Below are 24,680 nucleotides of genomic sequence, written 5' to 3' on the forward strand. Positions count from 1 at the left end.
ATGCCGGGTGAGCACAAGCGGGCAAATCGGCTGCCCCGCGCAGGGTTTTGTTACAGCCTCCGGGGCGACCGGCGGGAAATGTTGCAAGATTCCGGTACGGGTCGATTGACAGCCTCCCGAGCGGTCCCTATTGAGCGGGCTTCGAACACCCGAGCCCCCTGCGATTCCGCGGGGCGGCCACCGACCGAGACAGTCCGAGACGGAGACAGCGCGATGAAACGCACGTTCCAGCCTTCCAACCTCGTCCGCAAGCGGCGTCATGGATTCCGTGCGCGCATGGCCACCAAGGCCGGCCGCAAGATCCTCAACGCCCGCCGCGCCCGCGGCCGGAAGAGTCTGAGCGCCTGAGGCGTCGCGGGGCAGGGATGCCCGGCGTGATGGCAAAGGTTGATGAAACCGCCGGGGGCGAGGGCCCTGCGGCGGTTTTCGCTTGTCTCGAGGTGATGAAGAAGCGCGCCGATTTCCTGGCCTGCGCCCGTGCGCGGCGTCAGCATACGCCGGGGTTCGTGGTGCAGGGGCGCAAGCGGGGCGAGGGCGAGGCCCTGCGCGTGGGCTTCACCTGCTCCAAGAAGGTGGGCAACGCCGTGGCGCGCAACCGGGCCAAGCGGCGGCTTCGCGAGATCGCGCGGGCGGTGCTGCCGGGTGCCGGCAAGCCAGGCTGGGACTACGTGCTGATCGGCCGCGAGGCCGAGACGGCGCGCCGGGATTTCGCCCTGATGCAAGACGAGTTGCGGGCGGCGCTGGACAAGCTGCATGGATAGGCCGGGCAGGATTTTCAGGGGCCCATGGCCCCTCATCGCCCCCGCAAGGACGCCTCGAAGGGCGGGCTCGCGGCCATGACCCTGCTGGCCCGCCTCCTCGCCCTGCCGGTCAGGGCCTACCGGCTGCTCTTTTCGCCTTGGGTCGGGCACAGCTGCCGCTACCATCCGACCTGCTCGGCCTATGCGCTGGAGGCGCTTGAAAAGCACGGCGGCCTGAAGGGCGGATGGCTCGCGCTGCGGCGCATCCTGCGCTGCAATCCCTGGGGCGGCTCTGGCATCGACAACGTCCCCGATTGACCCGCCGCGCCGGCTGCGGCGATGCTGGCGGCATTGCCAGACCGGAGATTTTCTCATGACCCGCCGATTCCTTCTCGCCTTTCTCGCCCTCGTGGCCCTGGCCTTGCCCGCCGCCGCCGAAACCCAATACGTGCAAGACACCAACGACGGCTACCTCAACCTGCGCCGCGGACCCGGCACGCAATACGGCATCGTGATGCGGCTCACCGCCGGGACCGAGGTGCAGGGCCTTGCCGGCAACCGCGCCTGGCGTCAGGTCGCCCTGCCCGACGGCACGGTGGGTTGGGTGCATGGCGGCTACATCGACCTCAACTACTTTCCGACCCGCCGCTACGACTTTACCGTGCGGCGCACCAATGACGGCTATCTCAACCTGCGCCGCGGGCCGAACACGAGCTTCGGCATCATCCGCAGGCTGCATGCCGGCCAGATGCTGTTCTGGGATGGCGGGCGCTCGGGCGACTGGGCGCAACTGCGCCTGCCCGACGGCACCACCGGCTGGGCCAGCCTGAAATACCTGATGGCGGTGAACTGAGGGCCGAAACGCGCCGCGGGGTGTCGCCTTTCGGCAAGCCCGCCCCCGCCCCGGGCCTAGCCTGACAGGCAGGACAGGGGAGGACGCCATGCCCGACGATCACGCCACCGAGCTTGCCGCCGTGCTGCGCCCGATCGGGCAGGCCAGGGGCTTGCCCAATGCGCATTACACCGATCCCGCGACCTTTCAGGCCGAACGCGACGCGCTGCTCTGGGGCGGCTGGGCCGGGATCGGGGTGGCGGCGGATGTGCCCGAGCCGGGCGATGCTGTGCCGCTCGAGTTTCTCGGTCTGCCGCTTCTGATGCTGCGGGGCCGCGACGGTGTGCTCCGGGTGTTTCGCAACACTTGCCGCCACCGGGGCATGATTCTGGTCGACGCGCCGCGCAGGATCGAGGGCGCGATCCGCTGCCCCTATCACTCCTGGTGTTATGCCCATGACGGCCGCCTGCTGGCCACGCCCCATGTGGGCGGGCCGGGGATGAACCGGGCCGACGGCATCGTGAATGACGATCTCGGCCTGGTCGAGGTGGCCTCCCACGTCTGGCGCGACGTGGTGTTCGTCGATGTGTCCGGTGCGACCGCCCCGTTCGAACAGGTCCATGCCGAGCTGCTGGCCCGCTGGGAGGCGGTGGATGCGCCGCTGGTCCACGGCGGAGACGACAGCCGCTTCGTGCTGGAGGTGGCCTGCAACTGGAAGCTTGCGGTCGAGAACTTCTGCGAGAGCTACCACCTGCCCTGGGTCCACCCCGGGCTCAACAGCTACTCGCGGCTGGAGGATCACTACCACATCGAGGCCAAGGGCTTCTCGGGGCAGGGCAGCACGCTCTACCGGCGCATACGGGGTGAGGGCGGCGAGACCTTCCCCGATTTCGCGGGCTGGCCGGAGAGTTGGGAGGAGGGGGCAGAGTATATCTCGGTCTTTCCCAACGTGCTGATGGGCGCCCAGCGCGACCATGCCTTTGCCATCGTGCTGGAGCCCACCGGCATCGGCACGACGCGGGAGCATGTTCACCTCTACTATCCCGCCGCCGAGACCGACGCGGGGCTCCGGGCGAAGAATTGCGCGCAGTGGCGCGAGGTTTTCGAGGAAGATGTCTTCGTGGTCGAGGGGATGCAGCGCGGGAGGGTCGGGCCGGGCTTCGACGGCGGGCGATTCTCTCCGGCGATGGACGGGCCGACGCACAGGTTTCATCAATGGGTGGCTGCCAGGCTGACGGGGCGGATGAGCCGGTGAACCTCGACGCCCGGCTGCTGGCGGCCCATGCGGCGGGCGACGGGGTGGCGCTGGCGCGGCTCTACGCCGAGGCCGCGCGGGCAGGCGGTCCGGGGGCCGGGTTCTATCTGACACAGGCCTGGATCTTTGCCCTGGAAGCCGGGCTGCCCGAGGCCGCGGAGATCGGCGAAACCCTGCGCGAATCCGGCCTTACGTAGGGGCAACGGAAGGCTCCGCTTGCAACTGTCGCGGGAGCGCCTTACTTGCCGGAGAGAGGCTGGCATTGATGGCCTCGATCCTGATTATCGCGTGTTTCCGGCCAATTACGGGCTCGGAGAGGTTCATCTCCCATTGGGGGCGAAATGACTTTGCCAGACATCCGGCCGCCAGAGGGCTGGTCCGACAAATCCATGAAAATCTACACCGCAGCCACCCCCGGCCAAGCCGGCATGGCGGCCAACGTGGTGTTCAGCCAGGAGCCGCAGGTCGACGGTGCGACGGTGGAGGCGCGGCTGGCCGACTTTTCGGCTGCGCGCCATGCCGAGATGCAGCAGGCCCTGCCCAGCCCGCTTTTTCACGTGGTGCGCCAGACGGTGATCGAGGGCCATCCGGCCCGCGAGTTCATCGTGTCGTGGCAGAACGGCCCGTTGCGGGTGACGCAATGGATCGTGCTGCTCGAGGGGCGCGACGGGATGGTGGTAAACGGCACCGCGACGGCGACGGAGAAGGAGTTCAACGACGCCCGCGAGGTGTTCGAGGAGCTCTTCGCCCAGGCCGCGCGCCAGCTCTGAGGACGGGCCGGTGAGCGAGAAGCCTGCGGCGCGGCTGGGAGACCCGGTTGCCCACACCATGGCCCTGCCCGGCGCGCTGATCGGGCTCGGCATCGGGCTGCTCGCGGGCGCCGCGATCATCGCCACCGGCGGGCTTGGCGCCATCGCCATTGGCGGCGCGCTTGCGGTGGCGGGTGGCTCGGGCCTGGCCGGGCAGTATATCGGCGAATCCAAGATGGGGCCGGCAACCGGGGCCATCGCCATGGGCTCGCCCAACGTGCTGATCAACATGCGCCCGGCCTCGGCCACCGTGCTGGGCCTCGCCAGCTGCTCGATGGAGGGCGGTATCCCCCAGGCCCAGGCGACCGGCGCGGAGACCGTGCTGATCAACATGATGCCGGCAGGCCGGGTCGACGAGAAGATCGTGTGCTCCGCGCTGATCACCGCCGGCTCGCCCAACGTGATGATCGGCGGCCCCTCGGTGCAGGTTCTGCCGATGAAGCCCGAGGTGCCGGTGTGGCTCTCGACCGGGATGAAGGTCATGGCCATCGGCGGCCTGCTCATCGCAACTGGCGGCTCGATCGCCGCCTACGGCCTCGGGCCTACCCTGGCCTATACCGCGCTCGGCTTCGGGGGTGGCCACCTTGGTGCCCTGGGTGGCCGTGCCCTGGGCGAGCACCTTGGGCTCGGCGAGACCTGGACTCGCACCTTCGAGGTGCTGGGCGGCTTTGCCGGCGGCGCGGCGGCGGTGCGCGGCGGCCAATGGTTCAACCGCAACTACCAGGTGCGGGTCGATCCCAACCGGCTCGGCATGAACGGCGGCAACCTGCGAATCACGCCACGTCCGGGCGCGAACTTCCAGAAGCCCACCACCGGGGCCTGGCGCAACGCGCCCAACACCCGCAAGTGGCTCGACCGCGGCGGCACCATTCATCAAAACCGCGACGGATCGGTGACCTACACCAACCGCCAGGGCCAGGCGGTGACCTACGACAACCGCGGCTATCCCGACTTTTCGCCGCATCGGGTCGACAGCACCACCCTGCCGGGCGGCTTCCAGAGCCGGAGCGCCGACTTTCGGGCCGCCAACAACCAGACGGGGAGGGGGCAGTACGGCGACCGCTCGCCGCCGGGGCAGACATGGCATCACCACGAGGATGGTGTCACCATGGAGCTGCTGCCGCGGGCGCTGCACCGGCAGTTCACCCATGCGGGCGGCATATCGAACACCCACGGCACGCTGGCCAACGGGGGCGCCAGTGGCGGCGGCGGAAGCGGCGGAGGGCCCTGATCTATGGACTACGGCGAATATTTCTCCGAGGCCGCGCCACCCCTGAGCATCGACGCCCGCGAGGCCGCCTGGTTGGCGCTGGGGGTGCAGGTGCCCGAACCGCTGGTGATGCTCTACGCCAGCGTCAACGGCGGGCTGACCCGCGCCTCGGTGCTGCCGTTGCCTGGCGGAAACGACACGGTGGTGAACACCGTCTTCGCGCTCGGCGGCAATGCGCCCTACCCGCTGCTGGCCGACGAGACCGCCGAGCTGGCAGAGGTGGGCATGTTGCCCGAAGCGGCACTGGCCTTCGCCGATGATCCGGGCGGCAACATCTTTGCCATCGCCCTCGATCCGGAAGACTTCGGCAGGGTTTTCTTCATCGACCACGAGGTTTGGGTTGAAGACCCCGCCGAAACCCTGAGAGAAAGCGCCAATGCCACGCTTGTCGCCAAGGACCTGCTGTCCTTCTTCGAGAGCCTGAGGGAGGCCCTTCATTGACCCGAATAGAGACTGTCGTCGAGGCCTGCCAGCAGCTCCTGCCAAACGACCGGCTGGACGAGTTCCTGGCCCTGGTGGGCGAGCTGACCCCGGTGGAAGAGGAGAAGGAGGGCGCGATCACCTATCTCTTCCTGCCCGAGGTTTCCGTGCTGCTGACGCCCAGGGGCGACGGCACGCTCAAGTCGGTGACCTACGAAGAGGGCTTTCCCGGCGAAATCAACGGCATCCGCATCGGCATGACCGGAGACGAGGTGGAGGCAAAACTCGGCCCGGTGGACCGGCTCTGGCCGATGCCCCACCCGGACTACGTGCTGATCTGGGATTCGCCGCATTTCTTCCGGGTCGATCTCGACCGGGAGACGGAGCAGGTGAAGAAGATGTATCGCTGACCGTCGCACCCGATGCGGGAGGCCATGAAAAAGGCCCCTGCCGGGAGGGAGCAGGGGCCTTCTGACCTTCGAGGGATCAAGGTCTGGCGCCGCGAGGTTCAGGCGCGGTCGCCTATCCAACGCACCAGGCGTCGATTTGGTTCAACCGATCATGCGCGATCGTCGATCACCAGGGTCACGTTGCCCTCGCCTTCGGCCTCGAAGCCCACCACGTCATCGGCGGTGAAGCCCTGCGCATCCAGCGCGGCGGTCAGGTGGCTGTTGGCCTCGATGGCCTCGTGAAAGCTCGCGATCGCGTCGGCCTGCGCGTTCAGCGCGGTGTCGAGCGCCTGCGCCTGCTCGGCCCCGTCGATCTCGCTCAACAGAACGGTGTCGACCGTGACCTCGCTGTCGAGCGCCTCGATCTCGGCGGCGGCGCCGGCGGTGGAGCCGTTGTTGAGGCCGGAGATGACGGTGCCGTAGTTCAGCGAGGCATCGGCGCTGGCGCCACCTTCGGTCGCATCGGCCAGATCGCTTGCGCCGTCCTGCACGGCCTGGGCGGTGCTGGTCACGGCATCTCTCGCCTGATCGGCCGCGCCCTGTGCGGTGTCGAGCGCGCCGCTCGAGCCGGCTTGCACGCCGGCCTCCACATCGGTCTTGGCCTCGGCGCCGAGGGTGCCGGCGGTGGCTGCTGTGCCGAGCGAGCCGGCAAGAAGGGCTGCGATGGCGGTCTTGGTGAACATGTTGGTCATGGTGTCCTCCTGAGAGTTCTGCGCGGCAGGATCGCCGCTGTGTGGGGCCACAACCACGCCCGGCGATGCCTGTTCCTGCCTCCGCCGCGAGCCCGGATTCTCGCAAGTTCCTGCCGAAATCCGGCCACCCGGCCCGCGGCAATCCGCACCTTCACAAGGCCTTGCGTTGAACGTGTGCCCCCGCTTCCCCAAGGCCGCGCTTTCTGGCATACGCAGCGCCATGCTCGACGAGAACGACGACATTCACCCGCTGTTTCACGGCGCCCCCGCGACGACGGAGTTCAAGAAGCTCCGCAAGCGGATCGTGCGCGATTGCCGCGAGGCGATCGAGCAATACGGCATGATCGAACGCGGCGCGCGCTGGCTGGTGTGCCTCAGCGGCGGAAAGGACAGCTACACCCTGCTCGCCGTGCTCCACGAGCTGCAATGGCGCGGGCTGCTGCCGGTGGACCTGCTGGCCTGCAATCTCGACCAGGGGCAGCCGGGCTTTCCGGCGACGGTGCTGCCGGAGTTCCTGGCGCGGATGGGCGTGCCGCACCGGATCGAGTATCAGGACACCTATTCCATCGTGATGGACAAGGTGCCGGAAGGCCGGACAATGTGCGCGCTCTGCTCGCGGCTCCGGCGCGGCAACCTCTACCGGATCGCGCGGGAGGAGGGCTGCTCGGCGGTGGTGCTGGGCCATCACCGAGACGACATTCTCGAAACCTTCTTCATGAACCTCTTCCACGGCTCGCGGCTGGCCACCATGCCGCCGAAGCTGCTCAACGAGGAGGGCGACCTCTTCGTCTATCGCCCGCTGGCGCATGTGGCCGAGGCCGATTGCGAGAAGTTCGCCCGTGACATGGGGTATCCGATCATCCCCTGCGACCTCTGCGGCAGCCAGGACGGGCTGCAGCGCCAGCAGGTCAAGGCGCTGCTCGACCAGTGGGAGGCCAACCACCCGGGCCGGCGGCAGAAGATGTTCCGCGCCCTCATGAACACCCGGCCCTCGCATCTGCTCGATCCCGCGATCTTCGACTTCATCGGGCTGGAACGGCGAAATCAGGCCGATGCGCAAAATTCGAACGAAATCGCCCCGCCCGTCTTAAGAAACTGAACACGCCGATTGCCTAGCTTGCCCCCCGTGGCGGCCCGATCCGGGGCGCAAGGGCATGAGGGCGATGGCATGAGAGGGCTCAAGGGCACCTACTTGAAACTGCGGCGGGTGCTGCGGCAGGGCTTCTTCCGGCCGCAGATCGTCACTTTTCTCCCGGCGTTGATGCTGGCGGGCTACTGGTTTGGCGGCGAAGGGGTGATTCTCATCGCCGCGCTGCTGTTTCCGGTGCTGGCGCTGATGGGCGGGCTGCTGGAGCGGGGCGATTCCTCCGGCCGCCGTGACGGCGCCACCGACCTGCTGTTGCGCGAGGATTTCCTGGACCTGCTCGGCGAGGCGATTCCCCGGGCCGAGGCGCAGAACTGGACCACCGCCTGCTTCGTGCTGGAGATCGACGATTGGCCCACCCTGGTGGAGCGCGTCGGCAAGACGGCGGCGGAAACCGTGCTGCGCCGCACCGGCGAGCGGATCGAGAGCGCCATGCGCGGGGCCGATTTTGCCGCCCGTCTCGACGGGCCGCGCTTTGCCGTCGGGCTCGACCCGGTGCGCCGGATCAACCTCGACACCGCGCTTGGCATCGCCGAGCGATTGCAGGGCAGCGCCGGCCAGGCGGTGAGCATCGACGCGACCTCGATGCATGTGAGCGTGTCGGTCGGCTTCTGCCTCCACACCCGCGCACCGCAACGCACCGCCAACGCCCTGCTCGCCGCCGCCGAGGCGGCCGCCGACGAGGCCCGCGCCAACGGGCCGGGCGGCACCCGTGCCTACTCGCGCGAGATGCAGGCCCAGATCACCGCGCGGCATGCGCTGGTGGACGACCTGCTCACCGCCTTCTCGGAAGGCCAGATCAAGCCGTGGTTCCAGCCCCAGATCTCTACCGATACCGGCAGGATCACCGGGATGGAGGCGCTGGCCCGCTGGCTTCATCCCGAGCGCGGCATGATCGCCCCCGGAGATTTTCTGCCCGCCATCGAGCAGGCCGGGCTGATGGAGCGCCTGGGCGAGGTGATGCTGCACCACAGCTGCGCCGCACTGCGCGCCTGGGATCGCGCCGGGGTGAGCGTGCCCACCGTGGGCGTCAACTTCGCCGCCGCCGAACTGCGCAACCCCAAGCTCTGCGACCGGGTGAAATGGGAGCTCGACCGCTTCGACCTGCGCCCGGAACGGATCACCATCGAGGTGCTCGAGTCGGTGGTGGCCGACACCGACGACGACACCATAACCCGCAACATCGCCAACCTGGCCACCATGGGCTGCCCCGTGGACCTGGACGATTTTGGCACCGGCCACGCCTCGATCAGCTCGATCCGCCGCTTTGCCGTGAGTCGGCTGAAGATCGACCGCAGCTTCGTGATGCGGGTCCACGAGGACCGGGAGCAGCAAAAGATGGTTTCGGCGATCCTGCTCATGGCCGAGCAGCTCGACCTCGACACCCTCGCGGAAGGGGTGGAGAGCATCGGCGAGCACGCAATGCTGGCCCAGCTGGGGTGCGGCCATATCCAGGGCTTCGGCCTCGCCCGGCCCATGCCCTTCGAGGATACCATCGGCTGGATCGAGAAGCACAACGCCAAGATCGTCGAGACCCCGATCCTGAAAGGCATCGCGCGGGAGTGAGGCGACACGGCCAGCGCCGGCGCGGCAGCGGCCCCCGCAGCCTCCGATTCTGCCTCCCGCTCCCCGGCAAAGCAGGCCCGGAGCGCCCGGGACCCCGCCTGCGACCCCTCGCCCGGTCACAATTGCAGCCTTTCGTCTTGACCTTTCGGCCCTTGAACGATTGAACCCTCGCAACCTGAAACGAGCGAGCGGTGCCCCTGCATGGACGACCAGAACAAGAACCTCATTCTCGCCACGGCGCTGAGCTTCCTTGTGATCCTGGCGTGGTTCATCATCTTCCCCCCCGAGGAGCAGGTGGTGCCCGAGGCGCCCAGCGCCGAGCAGACCGCCGGCAGCGCCGCGCCTGCCGCCGATGGCTCCACGACGCCCGGCGCCGCAGATGGCACCGCTCCGGCCGCCACCGGCGCCTCGGCGGCTGCGCCCGAAGCCGTGGCCAACGCCCCGCGCCTGCCCATCGAAACGCCCAATCTCGTCGGCTCGATCAACCTGATCGGCGGCCGCGTCGACGATGTGAGCCTCCGGCGCTACACCGTGGACGTCGACAGCACCGAGATCGTCCGCCTGCTGTCGCCCGTGGGCGAAACCAATCCCTATTATGCGCTGGTCGGCTGGGCCCCCGGCGCCGGGCTCACCCCCGCCGACGTGCCCGGCGACGCCACCGAATGGACCGTGGAGGAGGGCGAGAGCCTGACCCCCGGCACCCCCGTCACCCTGCGCTGGGACAGCCCCGCGGGCCTGATCTTCCGCCGCACCATGAGCGTGGACGAGGAGTTCCTCTTCACCATCGAGCAATCGGTCGAAAACCCGACCGAAACCGCCGTGCGCGCCCAGCCCTACGCACTGATCAACCGCCACGGCCTGCCCGACCTGACCAACTTCTTCGTCATCCACGAAGGGGTCATCGGCCAGCACGGCGGCGAACTGGTGATCGAGGATTACGACGACGTCACCGATTTTGCCGGCAAGCCCGAGGTGTTCGAGAACATCACCGACGGCTGGATCGGCTTCACCGACCACTACTGGATGACCAACCTGATCCCCGAGCCGGGCCAGCCCGCGACGCTCACGGTGGGCTACATCCCGGGGCAGGACATCTACCAGACCCTGACCAAGCAGCCGACGCGGGACATCGCGCCCGGCACCACCGTGAGCTCGCGCAGCCATCTCTTTGCCGGCGCGAAGGAATGGGAGGTCATCAAGCACTACCAGGACGATCTCGGCTTCGTCGATTTCGTCAACACGGTGGATTGGGGCTGGTTCTGGATGCTGACCAAGCCGATCTTCAGGGGGCTGCACTTCCTCTACGGGCTGATCGGCAACATGGGCCTGGCGATCATCGCGCTGACCTTCATCATCAAGGCGATCCTCTTCCCGCTGGCCTACAAGAGCTACGTCTCGATGGCCAAGATGAAGGAGCTTCAGCCCGAGATGGAGAAGCTCAAGGAAAAGGCCGGCGACGACCGTCAGAAGCTGCAGCGCGACATGATGGCGCTCTACAAGAAGGAAAAGGTGAACCCCGCCTCGGGCTGTCTGCCGATCCTTCTGCAGATCCCGATCTTCTTCTCGCTCTACAAGGTGATCTTCGTCACCCTCGAGCTGCGCCAGGCGGCCTTCTTCGGCCCGTTCCGCGACCTTTCGCAGCCCGACCCGACCTCGCTGTTCAACCTCTACGGGCTGCTGCCCTGGGCCAACCCAGAGCCCGGCACGATCCTGGCGCTGATCTTCATCGGCATCCTGCCGCTGCTGCTCGGCATCTCGATGTGGCTCCAGCAGAAGCTGAACCCCGCGCCCACGGATCCGACCCAGCAGATGATCTTTGCCTGGATGCCCTGGGTGTTCATGTTCATGCTTGGCGGCTTCGCCTCCGGCCTCGTGGTCTACTGGATCGCGAACAACACGATCACCTTCATCCAGCAGTACACGATCATGCGCAGCCACGGGCACAAGCCCGATGTCTTCGGCAACATCAAGAAGGGCTTCAGGAAGAAGGCCAAGGCCGAGGCGGCGAAAGCCGCCAACTCCACCGCCAAGCCGGGCGGCAAGAAGTGACGGCCCGCCTGGCCGAGATCTGGCGCTACCCGATCAAGAGCCATGGCCGCGAGCGGCTGGCCGGGGTGGTGCTGGAGGCCGGCCAGGCGCTTCCGGGCGACCGGCAATGGGCGTTGGCACTGGACGGGGCCGAGGCGGAGGCCGGGCACTGGGCCGCCTGCTCCAACTTCTCGCGCACCTCGCGCAACCCGCAGCTCGCGCCCTTCTGGGCCGAGACCGGCGCGGGCGACGCGGTCACCCTGCGCCATGCGAAGCTGGGCGAGGCCAGCTTTCACATGGATGACCCCGCCGACCAGGCCCGCCTGCTCGACTGGGTCGCGCCGCTGCGCCCCGAGGGCCAGCCCGCCGCCACCCGCGTGCTCAAGCTCGAAGGCCGCGGCTATACCGACAGCGATTTTGCCTCGGTCACCCTCTGCAACCGGGCCAGCCACGCCGCCGTCGAACAGCAGCTCGGCCAGAAGATCTCGCCGCTGCGCTGGCGCGGCAATCTCTGGGTCGAGGGGCTGGAGCCCTGGGCCGAGTGGGAGTGGGTCGGCCGAGACATCCGCCTGGGCAAGGCCCTGCTGCGCGGTGTCGAGCGGACCGACCGCTGCCCCGCCACCATGGCCAACCCCGAGACCGGCGCGCGCGACGTGCCCACGGTGATGGCGCTCAAGGAGGGCTGGGGGCACAAGGATTTCTCGATCCGCTGCGAGGTGATCGAGGGCGGGGAGATCACCGAAGGCTGCGAGGTGACCCCCGCATGAGCACGCCGCTTCCCTTTCCGCTGGCAGACGCGCCCGACGAGATCACCCTAGAGGCCGCCCGCAAGCTCTTTGCCGGCGAGATCACCTTCGTGAAGGGCGTGGTGGCGATGGATGGCCTGCCCGCCGCCGACCGCCCCGAGATGTGCTTTGCCGGGCGCTCCAACGTCGGCAAGTCCAGCCTGATCAACGCGCTGACCGGGCGCAAGGCGCTGGCGCGGGCGTCCAACACGCCGGGCCGGACGCAGGAGATCAACTATTTCGATCTCGCAGAGCAGGCCTTTCTCGTCGATCTGCCGGGTTACGGCTTTGCCAAGGCCCCCGTGCCGGTGGTGGAAAAGTGGCAGCGCCTGCTCAAGAGCTACCTCCAGGGCCGCGTCACCCTGCGCCGCGCCTTCGTGCTGATCGACAGCCGCCACGGCGTCAAGGCGGTGGACGAGGAGATCATGAAGCTGCTCGACACCGCGGCGGTGACGTTTCAGGTCGTCATGACCAAGGCCGACAAGGTCAAGGAACAGGAGCGCGCCAAGGTGCTGGCCCAGACCCGCGCCGCCCTGCAGAAGCATCCGGCCGCCTTCCCCGAGATCGTGCTCACCAGCTCCGAGAAGGGCGATGGCATCGCCACCCTGCGCGCCATCATCCGACGGGTCACGCTGGAGGGCTAGGCGCCTTTGCCCGAGGTTGCCGGGCGCCCCGCCGCGCCCTACAACTGGCCAAGCGGAGGGCCAAACCCATGCTCCAAGGCAAGAAAATCCTGCTCGTCATCGCCGGGGGCATCGCCGCCTTCAAGTCGCTCGACCTGATCCGGCGGCTGCGGGAACAGGGCGCGCATGTGACGCCCGTGCTGACCCGCGCGGCGGAGCAGTTCGTCACGCCGCTCTCGGTCTCGGCGCTGGCCGCCGAAAAGGTCTATCGCGAGCTCTTCGACCTGACCGACGAGCGCGAGATGGGGCATATCGAGCTGAGCCGCGCCGCCGATCTCGTGGTCGTCGCCCCCGCCACCGCCGACCTGCTGGCCAAGATGGCGAACGGCCACGCCGACGACCTCGCCTCAACCCTGCTGATGGCCACCGACAAGCGCGTGCTCTGTGCGCCCGCGATGAACGTGCGGATGTGGCTGCACCCGGCCAACCAGCGCAACGTGGCGCAGCTCCGGGCCGACGGCGTGCTCTTCACCGGCCCCGGCGAGGGCGAGATGGCCTGTGGCGAATATGGGCCGGGCCGCATGTCGGAGGTGCCCGAGATCGTGGCCGCCGTGGGCGAGGCGCTGGCCGAGGGGCCGCTCAGCGGCAAGCATATCCTGCTCACCTCGGGGCCGACCCACGAGCCGATCGACCCGGTGCGCTACATCGCCAACCGCTCCTCGGGCGCGCAGGGCACGGCGTTGGCGCGCGCGCTGATGGGGCTGGGGGCCTCTGTCACCTTTGTCACGGGCCCGGCCTTGGTGCCGCCGCCGGCGGGGGCCAGCGTGGTGAAGGTCGAAACCGCCCGACAGATGCATGAGGCGGTCTTCGCCGCGCTGCCCGCCGATGCCGCCGTCTTTGCCGCCGCCGTCGCCGACTGGCGCGTGGTCGATGCCTCCGACAAGAAGATCAAGAAGGACGGCTCGGGCCGGATCGCGCCGCTGGAGTTTACCGAGAACCCCGACATCCTCGCCGAGGTGTCGAAATCGCCGCAGCGGCCCGGCCTCGTCATCGGCTTTGCCGCCGAGACCAACGACCTGATCGCCCACGCCGAGGCCAAGCTGAAGCGCAAGGGCTGCGACTGGATCATCGCCAACGACGTCTCGCCCGAGACCGGCATCATGGGCGGCTCCGAGAACGCGGTGACCATCCTCACAGCCGCGGGCGCCGATGCCCTGCCGCGCATGAGCAAGGACCAGGTGGCGCAGCAACTGGCCGCCCGCATCGCGGAGGCGCTCAGGTGACGCCGGAGATCCGCTGCTTCCGCGACGAGGGTGCCGACCCCGCGATCGCGCTTCCGGGCTACGAGACGGAGGGCGCCGCCGGGGCCGACGTGCGCGCCAACCTGCCGGCGGGGCAACGCGAGAGCGGGCTCACCCTCGCCCCCGGCGCCCGCGCCATCGTGCCCTCGGGCCTGCGGGTCGAGATCCCGGCGGGCTTCGAGATCCAGGTGCGCCCGCGCTCCGGCCTCGCCGCCAAGCACGGGGTGACGCTGGTCAACACGCCGGGCACGATCGACAGCGACTATCGCGGGCCGCTCGGCATCCTGATGATCAATCTCGGCAGCGCGCCCTTCACCGTGGCCCATGGCGAGCGCATCGCGCAGCTTGTCGTCGCCCCGGTGGTGCAGGCGAAATTCGCCGCCGCCGCGGCGCTCTCCGAGACCGCGCGCGGCGCAGGCGGGTTCGGCTCCACGGGCCGCGGCTGATGCTGCTTGTCTTCGCGCTCATGGCGCTGGCGTGGTGGGGCGGCGCTGCTCTGGGTGCGCCGCGCAGACAGCGCAAGCTGGCGGTGGTGGCGATCGTTGGCGCGGCGCTGGTGCTCAACCTCGCGCTGCCCGAAGGCCACGCCCTGCGTGCAATGACCGGCGGACAGTGGGAGCTGTGGTTCATCGTTCTGCTCTTCGGCGGCATCGCACTCGGATACGGGCTGCTGCTGAAGCTGCTGCGCCGCGAGGCGGCGGGCATCGAGCAGGCCGAGGCCCGCCGCGATGCCGGGCACGCCGCCCCAACGCCCGAAGACCCCGCCAAACTCACCCCCGACGAGCTCACCCGCTACGCCCGCCACATCGTGCTGCGCGAGATCGGCGGGCCGGGGCAGAAGCGGCTCAAGGCGGCCCGCGTGCTGGTGATCGGGGCTGGCGGCCTCGGCTCGCCCGCGCTGCTCTACCTCGCCGCCGCCGGGGTCGGGCATGTGACCGTGCTCGACGATGATACGGTCGATGCCTCCAACCTCCAGCGGCAGGTGATCCACCGCACCGACGGGCAGGGCCGCAACAAGGCCGAGAGCGCGGCGGAGGCGATGGCGGCGCTGAACCCGCATGTGAAGGTGACGGCCCTGGCCGAGCGGCTGACGCTCGAGAACGGCCCGGCCCTGGTGGCCCAGGCCGACATGATCCTCGACGGCACCGACAACTCCGCCACCCGCTACCTTGCCAACGACCTCGCCGTGGCGGCGGGGATCCCGCTGGTGTCCGGTGCGCTCTCGCAGTGGGAGGGGCAAATCTCGGTCTTCGACCCGGCGCAGGGCGCCCCCTGCTACCGCTGCATCTTTCCCGAGGCGCCGGCCCCCGGCCTTGCGCCCTCCTGCGCCGAGGCCGGCGTGATGGGGCCGTTGCCGGGCGTGGTGGGGGCGATGATGGCGGCCGAGGCGGTGAAGCTGGTCACCGGCGCGGGCAGCCCGCTGCGCGGCGAGATGCTGATCTACGATGCGCTCTGGGGCGAGACCCGCAAGATCCGGCTCAAGCGCCGCCTCGATTGCCCGACCTGCGGCCAGATCGCCACGACAGGCGAATGACCGCACCCCCCTTCGCCTTCCTTCGCTGCACCCCTATGTTGCCTCCCAAAGGAGACCGCGACCCCATGCCTCAAACCATGACCAACCCGCTTCTCACACCGTCCGAGCAGCCCTTCGACCTGCCCGACTTCGCCGCCATCGAGGATGCCCACTTTGCGCCCGCGCTCGATGCCGCCGAGGCCGAGACCCGCGCCACCATCGCCGAGATCGAGGCCAACCCCGAGGCGCCCAGCTTTGCCAACACGATCGAGGCGCTGGAACTGGCCGACGAGCCCTTGAACGACGTGCTGGGGCCGTTCTTTCTGCTCGCCGCCGTCTCCTCCACGCCCGAGCGCGAGAAGCTGCAACGCGCCTTCTCGCCCCGGCTTTCGGCGCTGCACTCCGACATCTCGCTCAGCACCAAGCTCTTCGACCGGGTCAATGCCCTCTGGGATACCCGCGAAACCCTCGACCTCACCGACGAGCAGCGCCGCGTGCTCTACCTCACCCACCGCAGTTTCCGCCGCTCAGGGGCCGGGCTCGACGAGGCCGGGCGCAAGCGGCTGAAGGAGATCAACACCGCGCTCTCGGAAAAGAGCACCGCCTTCGGCCTCAACCTGCTGGCCGACGAGCGCGACTGGTTCATGCCTGTGGCCGATCTTGCCGGCTTGCCCGACTTTCTGGTCAATGCGATGAACTCCGCCGCCGAGGAAAAGGGCAGCGACTCGCCGGTCGTCACCCTCTCCCGCTCGCTTGTGGTGCCCTTTCTACAGTTCTGCCCCAACCGCGACTACCGCCGCACCGCCTACGAGGCCTGGACCTCGCGCGGCGCCAAGGGCGGCGAAACCGACAACCGCGCGCTGGCCGCCGAGATGCTGAAGCTCCGCACCGAGCGGGCCGGGCTGCTGGGCTACGACAGCTTCGCCGACTACCGGCTCGAGACCGAAATGGCCAAGACGCCCGACAACGTGCGCGGCCTGCTCCGCGCCGTCTGGTCGCCCGCCCGTGCCAAGGCCGAGGCGGACGCAAAGGTGCTGGAACGCCGGCTGCACGCCGATGGCTTCGACGGTCCGCTCGAGCCCTGGGACTGGCACTATTATTCCGAGGCCCGCCGCAAGGAGGAGCACGCGCTCGACGAGGCGGAGCTGAAGCCTTTCTTCCAGCTCGACCGCATGATCGAGGCGGCCTTCACCTGCGCCACCCGGCTCTTCGGGCTGGAGTTCACCCCGCTGGAGATCCCGCTGCATCACGCCGATGCCCGCGCCTGGGAGGTCACCCGCGACGGTGCGCATATCGCCGTGTTCATCGGCGATTACTTCGCCCGTGGCGGCAAGCGGTCGGGTGCCTGGTGCTCGGCCCTGCGCTCCCAGCAGAAGCTGGCGGGCGACATCCGCCCCCATGTGATCAACGTCTGCAACTTCGCAAAGCCGCCCAAGGGCAAGCCCGCGCTGCTCAGCTACGATGACGCGCGCACGCTGTTCCACGAGTTCGGCCATGCCCTGCACCAGATGCTCTCGGACGTGACCTATGCCAGCATCTCCGGCACCTCGGTCAGCCGCGATTTCGTCGAGCTGCCCTCGCAGCTCTACGAGCACTGGCTGGAGGTGCCCGAGGTGCTCTCGGAGTTCGCCACCCATGCCGAGACCGGCAAGCCGATGCCGGAAGACCTGCTCCAGCGGGTGCTCGACGCGGCAACATACGACATGGGCTTCTCCACCTGCGAGTTCATCGGCTCCGCGCTGGTGGATCTGGAGTTTCACGCCGGCCCGCCGCCCGCCGACCCGATGCAGAAGCAGGCCGAGGTTCTGGAAGAGATCGGCATGCCCCGCGCCATCCGCATGCGCCATGCCACCCCGCACTTCGCCCATATCTTCTCGGGCGGCTATGCCTCGGCCTATTACTCCTACATGTGGTCGGAGGTGATGGACGCCGATGCCTTCGCCGCCTTCGAGGAGGCCGGCGGCCCCTTCGACCCCGACACCGCCAGGAGCCTCGAGCGTCACATCCTCTCCGCCGGGGGCATCGAGGAGCCGGAGGCGCTCTACACCGCGTTCCGGGGCCGTCTGCCGGGCGTGGAGGCGCTGCTGAAGGGCCGGGGCCTGGACGACGTGGCCTGAGTTTCCACCAAGTTATCCACATGCTTACCTTTGCGTCACGGGGAGAGCCGCGCCCCGTGACAGCCGCCGGTTGAGCGGTGGCCCGAGTTCGGGGCGCAAGAAAATAACTGGAAACGGACGATTCAGCCGCTTGACCCGGACAGAATGCATGCGCGACTCAGGCAAAGGGCCGCTCCGCTGCGCTGCCGCATTGCAGGAATGCAATCCCGGCCTGCGACTTTGTTCACACCCGGCGTGACTGACCTTGCGTAATTCTACAACCCAAGCAGGAGTCCGGGCAGGTAGAGCACGATGGCCGGGAAGGCCACAAGCCCCGCGATGGTGAGCGCATCGGCCACGAAGAACGGCGAGGCACCCCGAAACACGTCCTGCACCGAAAGCTCGGGGCGGACGCCCGCGACGACAAAGCAGTTGAGGCCGATCGGCGGGGTGATGAGGCACAGCTCGGCCATCTTCACCACGATGATCCCGAACCAGATCGCGCAGCCGGTGGCGTTCATTCCAAAGGCGCTCTCCGCCGCCGTCACCGCCTCGCCGCCGTTCAGCGCGATGACCGCAGGAAAGACGATGGGCAGGGTGAGCAGCAGCATGCCGATGGCGTCCATGAACATGCCGAGGATCGCGTAGGCGCAGAGGATCAGCAGCAGGGTGACCATCGGCGGCTGGTGCAGGCTCTGGATCCAGTCCGAGAAGGCACCCGGCAGGTCGGCAAAGCCGAGAAAGCGCACATAGATCAGCACGCCCCAGATGATCGTGAAGATCATCACCGAGAGCTTGGCGGTTTCCAGGATGGCCGATTTGAACTCCTTCCAGCGCATCCCGCGCCAGAGCGCGATGAGGAACACCAGGAAGGCCCCGAGCGCCCCGCCCTCCGAGGGCGTGCCCCAGGCGTCGCCTCCGAAGGGGTTGTAGATGAAGAAGATGATGATCAGCACCACGAAGACGATGGGCAGCGCGCCCGGCAGCGCCGCAAAGCGCTCGCCCCAGCTGAAGCCGGTGACCGGTGGTCCGAGCTTCTTCCAGACCATCGCCATGCCGATCACCATGGTCGCGTAGATCACGGCCGAGAAGGCGCCGGGGATGAAGCCTGCAAGCAGCAGCGCGCCCACGTCCTGCTCCACGATGATCGCGTAGATGACGAGGATCGCCGAGGGCGGGATCAGCGAGGCCAGCGTGCCCGCGGCGGCCACCACGCCCGCGGCGAACCGCTTGTCGTAGCCCTCCGCCAGCATTTCGGGAATCGCGATGCGGGCAAACACGGCGGAGGTGGCAACCGAGGCGCCGGAAACGGCGGCAAAGCCCGCCGTGGCAAAGACGGTCGACACGCCAAGCCCGCCCGGCAACCAGCCCACCCAGCGCTTTGCGGCGGTGAAGAGCGCCTTGGTCAGGCCCGCGTAATAGGCGAGGTAGCCGATCAGCACGAAGATCGGGATGAGCGAAAGCTCCTGGCTCGACACCTTCGAATGTGGCACCTGGCCCGCGGTCTTGACCGCCACGGCGATGGCCCAGGAGAGCTCGCCCGCGTCGTAGCCCTTCTTCGACCAGAAAATCCAGACAAGGCCGACGAGCCCGGCGAGGGCGGCGGCAAAGGCCACGCGGGTGCCGATCAGCACCAGCGCCAGCAGCCCGGCGGTGACCCAGAGGCCGATCTCGATGGAGGTCATCGGGCGTCCTCCTCGAAACCGGAGACGGCCTCGGCCTCATGGGCGGCCTGGGCGGCCGCGTCCTCGATCAGTGGCACGGCCACGGGGCGTTCGACCCCGGTGGCAAAGGCCCTGGCGTAGCCGATGACGTGGATGACGAGGCGCAGGCAGAGCACCCCGAAGGCCACCGGCACCACCAGCTTGGCGGGCCAGAGCGGCAGGCCGATGTCGATGGAGCTGTCGGCGCTCCAGAGCGGGCGGCCCAGGTCGAAGCTGCGGCCGAAGTGGGCCCAGCTGCCCCAGAGCAGCAGGATCATCAGCGCCAGGACCAAGAGGGTGGAGAGCAGCTCGAAGAGCCAGAGCGCGCGGCCCCTGAGCCGGCCCACAAGGATATCCATCCGGATGTGCCCGCCGAGGCGGTGGCAGTAGCTCACGCCGAGGATGGCGATGAAGGGCATGGCGAACTGGATCCAGTCCACGTAGCCCCGGAGCGGCTGGTTGAAGAAGTTGCGCCCGCCCACCGAGGCGACGGCCAGCAGCATCAGGCCAAACACGGCCAGCCCGCCGAACAGCGCCAGAACCGTCTCCACCCGAAACAGCGCCCGGTCGATCCGGCTGAGCGTGCTGCCGTCCTCCAGAACCGAGGATGATCCTGCCATGTTTCTTGCCCCCTCCCGTTATGCGACGGGCCGGAGAGGTGCTCCGGCCCGTGCTGTGGTGTTGCTGCGGATCAGGTCAGCTTCCACCGCCGATCACGCCGGTCACGAGGTCCAGCAGCTCCTGGGCGGGCAGGCCCTTGGCGGCGTTGTCCTCGACCCACTGGGCCGCGATCGGCCCGGCGGCCGCGGCGCGGAACTCCTTCAGCGCCTCGTCGGAATAGGTGATCTGCTCGACCCCCTTTTCCTCCAGCAGCGGGCCCCACTTGGCCATCGTCTCGTTGTTGTAGAAGTCGATGTAATAGGCGAGGGCCTCTTCCACCGACCCGAGCAGAGCCTCACGCTCGGCATCCGTGAGGGCGGCCAGCGCATCGGTGTTCACCACCACGGGGCAGTTGACGGTGCCGGGGTTGAGGTTGGTGGTCCACCACTTTGCGGGCTCGATGGTGCCGAAGCTCATGTGCGCGTGCGGCGCGAAGGCCACTGCCTTCACCACGCCCGAGTCCATCGCCTGGCGAGCCTCTTCGGAGGTCACCGAGGTGGGCACCGCGCCGACGGTCTCCATGGCAGAGCCGATCCCGCCGGTGGCGCGCACCGAGAGGCCCTTGAAGTCGGCCAGGGTCTTGGGCGCGTCACCCACCCCGGCAATGTTGTACTGCGGCATCGGCGAGGGCATCAGCAGCGTCGCGTTCCAGCGGGCGAGATCGTCCTGCACCGCCGGGTGCTCATAGAGCTTCATCGACACCTCGGTTTCCATCTCCAGCGAGTTCACGCCGAGGAAGGGCAGCTCGAGAACCGTGAGCGAGGGGTTCTTGTCGGGGTGGTAGCCGGCGCAGATCTGGGCCATCTCGAAGGCGCCGATCTGGATACCGTCGAGATTTTCGGTGTTCTTCGACAGGCCGCCGTAGCTGATGTTCATGGTGAACTCGCCGCCGGTCTTTTCGCTCACCAGCTCGGCAATCTTCTCGATGTGTTCGGTGAAGGCGCGGCGCTTGCCCCAAACCGAAACGTTCCACTCCGTCGCCGCGGCCTCGCCAGCGATTCCGGCAGTCATCAGGGCGGCCACGGCCACCTTCGTCATCATGTGCATGTTTCTCTCCCTGTTGTCTTCGGCTCTTTCGCGTGGCGGAACTCGGTTTCGCCGTTGGGCCGCAGATCCCGATCATCTTAGAAGCATGGTTTTGCGGATGTGAAGGCTTTTCTGACCTTGCGCCCCGAGCCGGGGCTCCCACTGGCAGAGTAAATGCAAATCATTCTCATTTGCATTGACATGGCTCCGCCGCCACCTATTGTCAGCAGCAACACAACCGATGGAGTCCCCCATGCGCAGCCTGAAGGCCCTGCTTGTCGCGGCCCTGGCGCTCTCGCCGCTGCCCGCCCTGGCCGAGAAGTTCCGGGTGGCCACCACCTTCACCGTCATCGCCGACATGGCCCGCAACGTGACCGGTGATGCGGCCGAAGTGGTCTCTGTCACCCCGCCCGGTGCCGAAATTCACAATTACGCGCCCACCCCGCGCGACATCCTCGCCGCGCGCGATGCCGACCTGATCCTGTGGAACGGGCTCAACCTCGAACTCTGGTTCGAGAAGTTCTTTCGAAACCTGGGCGAGGTGCCCGCCGCCGTGGTGAGCGAGGGCGTGGAGCCGATGGGCATCACCTCCGGCCCCTACGACGGCAAGCCCAACCCCCACGCCTGGATGGCGCTCAGCTCGGCGCTGATCTACGTCGACAACATCGCCGCCGCGATGTCCGAGCACGACCCGGCGAACGCCTCGACCTATGCCGCCAACGCCGAGGCCTACAAGGCACGGATCGCGGCCACCATCGCGCCGATCCGCGAAGAAATCCTCGCCTTGCCCGAAGAGCAGCGCTGGCTGGTCAGCTCGGAGGGCGCATTCTCCTATCTGGCCCGCGACTACGGGCTGAAGGAGCTCTATCTCTGGCCGATCAACGCCGACCAGCAGGGCACGCCCCAGCAGGTGCGCGCGGTGATCGACACGATCCGCGAGCACGAGATCGCCACGATCTTCTCGGAGAGCACCATCTCCGACAAGCCCGCCCGGCAGGTGGCCCGCGAGACCGGGGCGCATTACGGAGGCGTGCTCTACGTCGACAGCCTGACCGAGGCCGATGGGCCCGTGCCCACCTACCTTGACCTTCTGCGCGTCACGTCCCAGACCATTCTCGACGGTCTCAAAGAGGGCAATTCATGAGCCTGGCCACCGAGCCTCACGAGGTCTTCGAGCCCGGCACCGCAGAGGCGGGGGCCGGGCTCAAGGTCGAAGACATCACGGTCAGCTACCGCAACGGCCATACCGCGCTGCGCAACGCCAGCTTCGAGATCCCCAGGGGGACGATCACCGCCCTGGTGGGGGTGAACGGCGCGGGCAAATCCACGCTGTTCAAGGCGATCATGGGCTTTCTGCGACTGGCGGCAGGCGAGATCCGCGTGCTCGGCCTGCCGGTGCGCGAGGCGCTCAAGCGCAATCTCGTGGCCTATGTGCCCCAGGCCGAAGAGGTCGACTGGGCCTTTCCCGTGCTGGTCGAAGACGTGGTGATGATGGGCCGCTACGGCCACATGGGCTTTCTGCGCCGCGCCCGCGCCGCCGACCGGCAGGCGGTGACGGAGGCGCTCGCGCGTGTGGGCATGGAGAGCTTCCGCCACCGCCAGATCGGCGAGCTCTCCGGCGGGCAGCGCAAGCGGGTGTTCCTTGCCCGCGCGCTGGCGCAGGAGGGGCAGGTGATCCTGCTCGACGAACCCTTCACCGGCGTCGACGTGACCACCGAGGAAGAGATCATCGGCCTCCTGCGCGAGCTGCGCGACGAAGGCCGGGTGATGCTTGTCTCCACCCACAACCTCGGATCGGTGCCAGAGTTCTGCGACCGCACCGTGCTGGTCAAGGGCACCGTGCTGGGCTTCGGCCCCACCTCGACGACCTTCACCAGCGAAAACCTCGAGGAGGCCTTCGGCGGCGTGCTGCGCCACTTCGTGCTCGGCGGCTCCGACCTGCACGACGATGACGACACCCGCCACATCACGGTCATCACCGACGATGAGCGGCCCTTCGTCATGTACCAGGATCAGCCCGAACCCCCCTCCGAAACCAGCCACAAGGACGGTGAGGCCAAGCCGTGACCCTGCTGGAGCCCTTCACCTACGGCTACATGACCAACGCCATGTGGGTCTCGGCCCTCGTCGGCTGCGTCTGCGCCTTTCTCTCGGCGTTCCTGATGCTGAAGGGCTGGTCGCTCATCGGCGATGCGCTCTCCCATGCCATCGTGCCCGGCGTCGCCGGGGCCTACATGCTCGGCCTGCCGTTTGCCCTGGGCGCCTTTCTCTCGGGAGGGCTGGCGGCCGGGGCAATGCTCTTCCTCAACCAGCGGACCGGCCTGAAGGAAGACGCGATCATCGGCCTGATCTTCACCAGCTTCTTCGGGCTCGGGCTCTTCATGGTTTCGGTCTCGCCGGTGCCGGTCGACATCCAGACCATCACGCTGGGCAACATCCTCGCCATCACGCCCGAGGACACGCTGCAGCTCGCCATCATCGGCGTGGTGACGCTGGCGATCCTCACCGCCAAGTGGCGCGACCTGATGGTGACCTTCTTCGATGAAAACCACGCCCGCTCCATCGGCCTCAACACCGGCGGGCTGCGCATCCTCTTCTTCACCCTGCTCGCCGCCTCCACCGTGGCCGCGCTGCAAACCGTGGGGGCGTTTCTCGTCATCTCCATGGTGGTCACTCCCGGCGCCACCGCCTACCTGCTGACAGACCGCTTTCACCGCCTGATCTGGCTCTCGGTGCTGATCGGCGCCGGCACCGGCTTCTTCGGGGCCTACATCAGCTACTTCCTCAACGGCGCGACCGGCGGCGTGATCGTGCTGCTGCAGGTGGCGCTCTTCCTCGCCGCCTTTTTCCTCGCGCCCAGGCACGGGCTGCTGGCGGCCCGCCGGCGTGCCCGGGAGGCGCTGGAATGATCGAGGAGCTGCTGCTGCCGTTCCAGCTGCCCTTCATGCAGAACGCGCTCGCCGTGGCGGCGCTGGTCTCCGTGCCCGCCGCGCTGCTCTCGTGCTTTCTCGTGCTCAAGGGCTGGTCGCTGATGGGCGATGCGGTCAGCCACGCCGTCCTTCCGGGCGTCGTGCTGGCCTATATCGTCGGCGCGCCCCTCGGGGTCGGGGCGTTTCTGGCCGGGATGGGCTGCGCCCTGGCCACCGGCTACCTCCAGGAGAACTCCCGCATCAAGCAGGACACGGTGATGGGCGTCGTCTTCTCCGGCATGTTCGCGCTCGGCCTCGTGATCTACACCGCCATCGCCACGGACGTGCACCTCGACCACATCCTCTTCGGCGACATCCTCGGCATCGGCGCGGCCGATCTCTGGGAGGCCGGGATCATCGGCGGCGTCGTCACCCTGGCCCTGCTCGCCAAGTGGAAGGACCTTCTGCTGCACGCCTTCGATCCGACCCAGGCCAAGGCCTCGGGGCTGCCGGTGGGCTGGCTGCATTACGGCCTGCTGGTGGCGCTCTCGCTCACCATCGTCGCTGCGTTGAAGGCGGTGGGCATCATCCTTGCCATCGCGCTGCTGATCTCGCCGGGGGCCACCGCCTTTCTGCTCACCCGGCGGTTCCACACCATGCTCGCCACCTCCGTCGCCATCGCGCTCTTCTGTGCGCTTTCCGGCACCTACGCGAGCTTCTGGCTCGATTCCGCGCCCGCGCCCACCATCGTGCTGGCAATGACGCTCTGCTTCATCGCGGCCTTCATCGCCACGGTGCTCCGCAGCCGCCGCATGAGCACGCCCCTTGCCCCCGGTGAGCCCGCGCCGTAACCCGGACC

The 24,680-nt window shown here is 68.1% G+C and carries 27 protein-coding genes; 23 read left to right on the forward strand and 4 right to left on the reverse strand.

Annotated features, from left to right (window positions below):
- Positions 1-213 precede the first annotated feature (213 nt).
- From rpmH to BUR94_RS18325, 10 genes are all read left to right on the forward strand, one after another.
- Positions 214-348, forward strand: a complete 135-nt coding sequence (rpmH, locus tag BUR94_RS18280) for a 50S ribosomal protein L34 (protein ID WP_012177012.1) — start codon at positions 214-216, stop codon at positions 346-348.
- A 29-nt stretch (positions 349-377) separates the two neighbouring features.
- A complete protein-coding gene (rnpA, locus tag BUR94_RS18285; protein ID WP_245794628.1) occupies positions 378-761 on the forward strand; it encodes a ribonuclease P protein component in 384 nt (127 codons plus the stop codon).
- A 75-nt stretch (positions 762-836) separates the two neighbouring features.
- Positions 837-1,058, forward strand: coding sequence for a membrane protein insertion efficiency factor YidD (yidD, locus tag BUR94_RS18290; protein WP_074258244.1), 222 nt, complete (start codon positions 837-839; stop codon positions 1,056-1,058).
- 55 nt (positions 1,059-1,113) lie between these two features.
- On the forward strand, positions 1,114-1,593 hold the full coding sequence (locus tag BUR94_RS18295; RefSeq protein ID WP_074257875.1) for an SH3 domain-containing protein: 480 nt from the start codon (positions 1,114-1,116) through the stop codon (positions 1,591-1,593).
- A gap of 88 nt (positions 1,594-1,681) precedes the next feature.
- Positions 1,682-2,827, forward strand: coding sequence for an aromatic ring-hydroxylating oxygenase subunit alpha (locus tag BUR94_RS18300; RefSeq protein WP_074257876.1), 1,146 nt, complete (start codon positions 1,682-1,684; stop codon positions 2,825-2,827).
- Positions 2,824-3,024: a hypothetical protein gene (locus BUR94_RS18305; protein ID WP_074257877.1), complete on the forward strand. Its 201-nt coding sequence runs from the start codon at positions 2,824-2,826 to the stop codon at positions 3,022-3,024. The genes BUR94_RS18300 and BUR94_RS18305 overlap by 4 nt, the downstream gene beginning before the upstream one ends.
- 144 nt (positions 3,025-3,168) lie before the next feature.
- Positions 3,169-3,597 (forward strand): DcrB-related protein, encoded by a 429-nt coding sequence (locus BUR94_RS18310; RefSeq protein WP_074257878.1) that lies wholly within the window; start codon positions 3,169-3,171, stop codon positions 3,595-3,597.
- Between the two features lie 10 nt (positions 3,598-3,607).
- A complete protein-coding gene (locus tag BUR94_RS18315) occupies positions 3,608-4,867 on the forward strand; it encodes an HNH endonuclease (RefSeq protein WP_074257879.1) in 1,260 nt (419 codons plus the stop codon).
- Between the two features lie 3 nt (positions 4,868-4,870).
- Positions 4,871-5,347 (forward strand): SMI1/KNR4 family protein, encoded by a 477-nt coding sequence (locus tag BUR94_RS18320; RefSeq protein WP_074257880.1) that lies wholly within the window; start codon positions 4,871-4,873, stop codon positions 5,345-5,347.
- On the forward strand, positions 5,344-5,736 hold the full coding sequence (locus tag BUR94_RS18325; RefSeq protein WP_074257881.1) for a hypothetical protein: 393 nt from the start codon (positions 5,344-5,346) through the stop codon (positions 5,734-5,736). Before BUR94_RS18320 ends, BUR94_RS18325 begins: the two co-directional genes overlap by 4 nt.
- A gap of 149 nt (positions 5,737-5,885) precedes the next feature.
- Here BUR94_RS18325 and BUR94_RS18330 read toward each other — a convergent pair whose 3' ends face one another.
- Entirely contained in the window at positions 5,886-6,467 is a 582-nt protein-coding gene (locus tag BUR94_RS18330; protein WP_074257882.1) for a hypothetical protein, read from the reverse strand.
- 220 nt (positions 6,468-6,687) lie between these two features.
- Between BUR94_RS18330 and ttcA the strand changes: the two genes are divergently transcribed.
- The 9 genes from ttcA to BUR94_RS18375 all read left to right on the forward strand — a co-directional run bounded on the left by ttcA (position 6,688) and on the right by BUR94_RS18375 (position 17,544).
- Positions 6,688-7,566 (forward strand): tRNA 2-thiocytidine(32) synthetase TtcA, encoded by an 879-nt coding sequence (gene ttcA / locus BUR94_RS18335; protein WP_074257883.1) that lies wholly within the window; start codon positions 6,688-6,690, stop codon positions 7,564-7,566.
- A gap of 69 nt (positions 7,567-7,635) precedes the next feature.
- Positions 7,636-9,177 (forward strand): putative bifunctional diguanylate cyclase/phosphodiesterase, encoded by a 1,542-nt coding sequence (locus tag BUR94_RS18340; protein WP_074257884.1) that lies wholly within the window; start codon positions 7,636-7,638, stop codon positions 9,175-9,177.
- A gap of 201 nt (positions 9,178-9,378) precedes the next feature.
- Complete coding sequence (gene yidC, locus BUR94_RS18345) at positions 9,379-11,226, forward strand: membrane protein insertase YidC (protein ID WP_074257885.1); 1,848 nt, start codon at positions 9,379-9,381, stop codon at positions 11,224-11,226.
- Complete coding sequence (locus tag BUR94_RS18350; protein ID WP_074257886.1) at positions 11,223-11,972, forward strand: MOSC domain-containing protein; 750 nt, start codon at positions 11,223-11,225, stop codon at positions 11,970-11,972. Before yidC ends, BUR94_RS18350 begins: the two co-directional genes overlap by 4 nt.
- Positions 11,969-12,634: a ribosome biogenesis GTP-binding protein YihA/YsxC gene (gene yihA, locus BUR94_RS18355; protein WP_074257887.1), complete on the forward strand. Its 666-nt coding sequence runs from the start codon at positions 11,969-11,971 to the stop codon at positions 12,632-12,634. The genes BUR94_RS18350 and yihA overlap by 4 nt, the downstream gene beginning before the upstream one ends.
- 68 nt (positions 12,635-12,702) lie before the next feature.
- Entirely contained in the window at positions 12,703-13,896 is a 1,194-nt protein-coding gene (gene coaBC / locus BUR94_RS18360; RefSeq protein WP_074257888.1) for a bifunctional phosphopantothenoylcysteine decarboxylase/phosphopantothenate--cysteine ligase CoaBC, read from the forward strand.
- Positions 13,893-14,360: a dUTP diphosphatase gene (dut, locus tag BUR94_RS18365; RefSeq protein ID WP_074257889.1), complete on the forward strand. Its 468-nt coding sequence runs from the start codon at positions 13,893-13,895 to the stop codon at positions 14,358-14,360. Before coaBC ends, dut begins: the two co-directional genes overlap by 4 nt.
- Positions 14,360-15,448, forward strand: a complete 1,089-nt coding sequence (locus BUR94_RS18370; protein WP_074257890.1) for a HesA/MoeB/ThiF family protein — start codon at positions 14,360-14,362, stop codon at positions 15,446-15,448. The genes dut and BUR94_RS18370 overlap by 1 nt, the downstream gene beginning before the upstream one ends.
- Positions 15,449-15,525: 77 nt before the next feature.
- Positions 15,526-17,544 carry a M3 family metallopeptidase gene (locus BUR94_RS18375; protein WP_074258245.1) on the forward strand — a complete coding sequence of 673 codons (2,019 nt, stop codon included), beginning with the start codon at positions 15,526-15,528 and terminating at the stop codon, positions 17,542-17,544.
- A gap of 254 nt (positions 17,545-17,798) precedes the next feature.
- Here BUR94_RS18375 and BUR94_RS18380 read toward each other — a convergent pair whose 3' ends face one another.
- From BUR94_RS18380 to BUR94_RS18390, 3 genes are all read right to left on the reverse strand, one after another.
- Positions 17,799-19,208: a TRAP transporter large permease gene (locus tag BUR94_RS18380; RefSeq protein WP_074257891.1), complete on the reverse strand. Its 1,410-nt coding sequence runs from the start codon at positions 19,206-19,208 to the stop codon at positions 17,799-17,801.
- A complete protein-coding gene (locus BUR94_RS18385; protein ID WP_074257892.1) occupies positions 19,205-19,846 on the reverse strand; it encodes a TRAP transporter small permease subunit in 642 nt (213 codons plus the stop codon). The genes BUR94_RS18380 and BUR94_RS18385 overlap by 4 nt, the downstream gene beginning before the upstream one ends.
- Positions 19,847-19,922: 76 nt before the next feature.
- Positions 19,923-20,933, reverse strand: a complete 1,011-nt coding sequence (locus BUR94_RS18390; protein ID WP_074257893.1) for a C4-dicarboxylate TRAP transporter substrate-binding protein — start codon at positions 20,931-20,933, stop codon at positions 19,923-19,925.
- A gap of 232 nt (positions 20,934-21,165) precedes the next feature.
- Between BUR94_RS18390 and BUR94_RS18395 the strand changes: the two genes are divergently transcribed.
- The 4 genes from BUR94_RS18395 to BUR94_RS18410 are packed head-to-tail and all read left to right on the forward strand — an operon-like array spanning position 21,166 to position 24,672.
- Entirely contained in the window at positions 21,166-22,056 is an 891-nt protein-coding gene (locus BUR94_RS18395) for a metal ABC transporter substrate-binding protein (RefSeq protein WP_139301354.1), read from the forward strand.
- Complete coding sequence (locus tag BUR94_RS18400) at positions 22,053-22,979, forward strand: manganese/iron ABC transporter ATP-binding protein (RefSeq protein ID WP_074257895.1); 927 nt, start codon at positions 22,053-22,055, stop codon at positions 22,977-22,979. Before BUR94_RS18395 ends, BUR94_RS18400 begins: the two co-directional genes overlap by 4 nt.
- Before the next feature lie 29 nt (positions 22,980-23,008).
- Positions 23,009-23,821, forward strand: coding sequence for a metal ABC transporter permease (locus tag BUR94_RS18405; protein ID WP_074258246.1), 813 nt, complete (start codon positions 23,009-23,011; stop codon positions 23,819-23,821).
- On the forward strand, positions 23,818-24,672 hold the full coding sequence (locus BUR94_RS18410; protein ID WP_074257896.1) for a metal ABC transporter permease: 855 nt from the start codon (positions 23,818-23,820) through the stop codon (positions 24,670-24,672). Before BUR94_RS18405 ends, BUR94_RS18410 begins: the two co-directional genes overlap by 4 nt.
- The last annotated feature ends 8 nt before the right edge of the window (positions 24,673-24,680 follow it).

This window comes from Vannielia litorea (genome assembly GCF_900142295.1).
In the GTDB taxonomy this organism is placed as follows: domain Bacteria; phylum Pseudomonadota; class Alphaproteobacteria; order Rhodobacterales; family Rhodobacteraceae; genus Vannielia; species Vannielia litorea.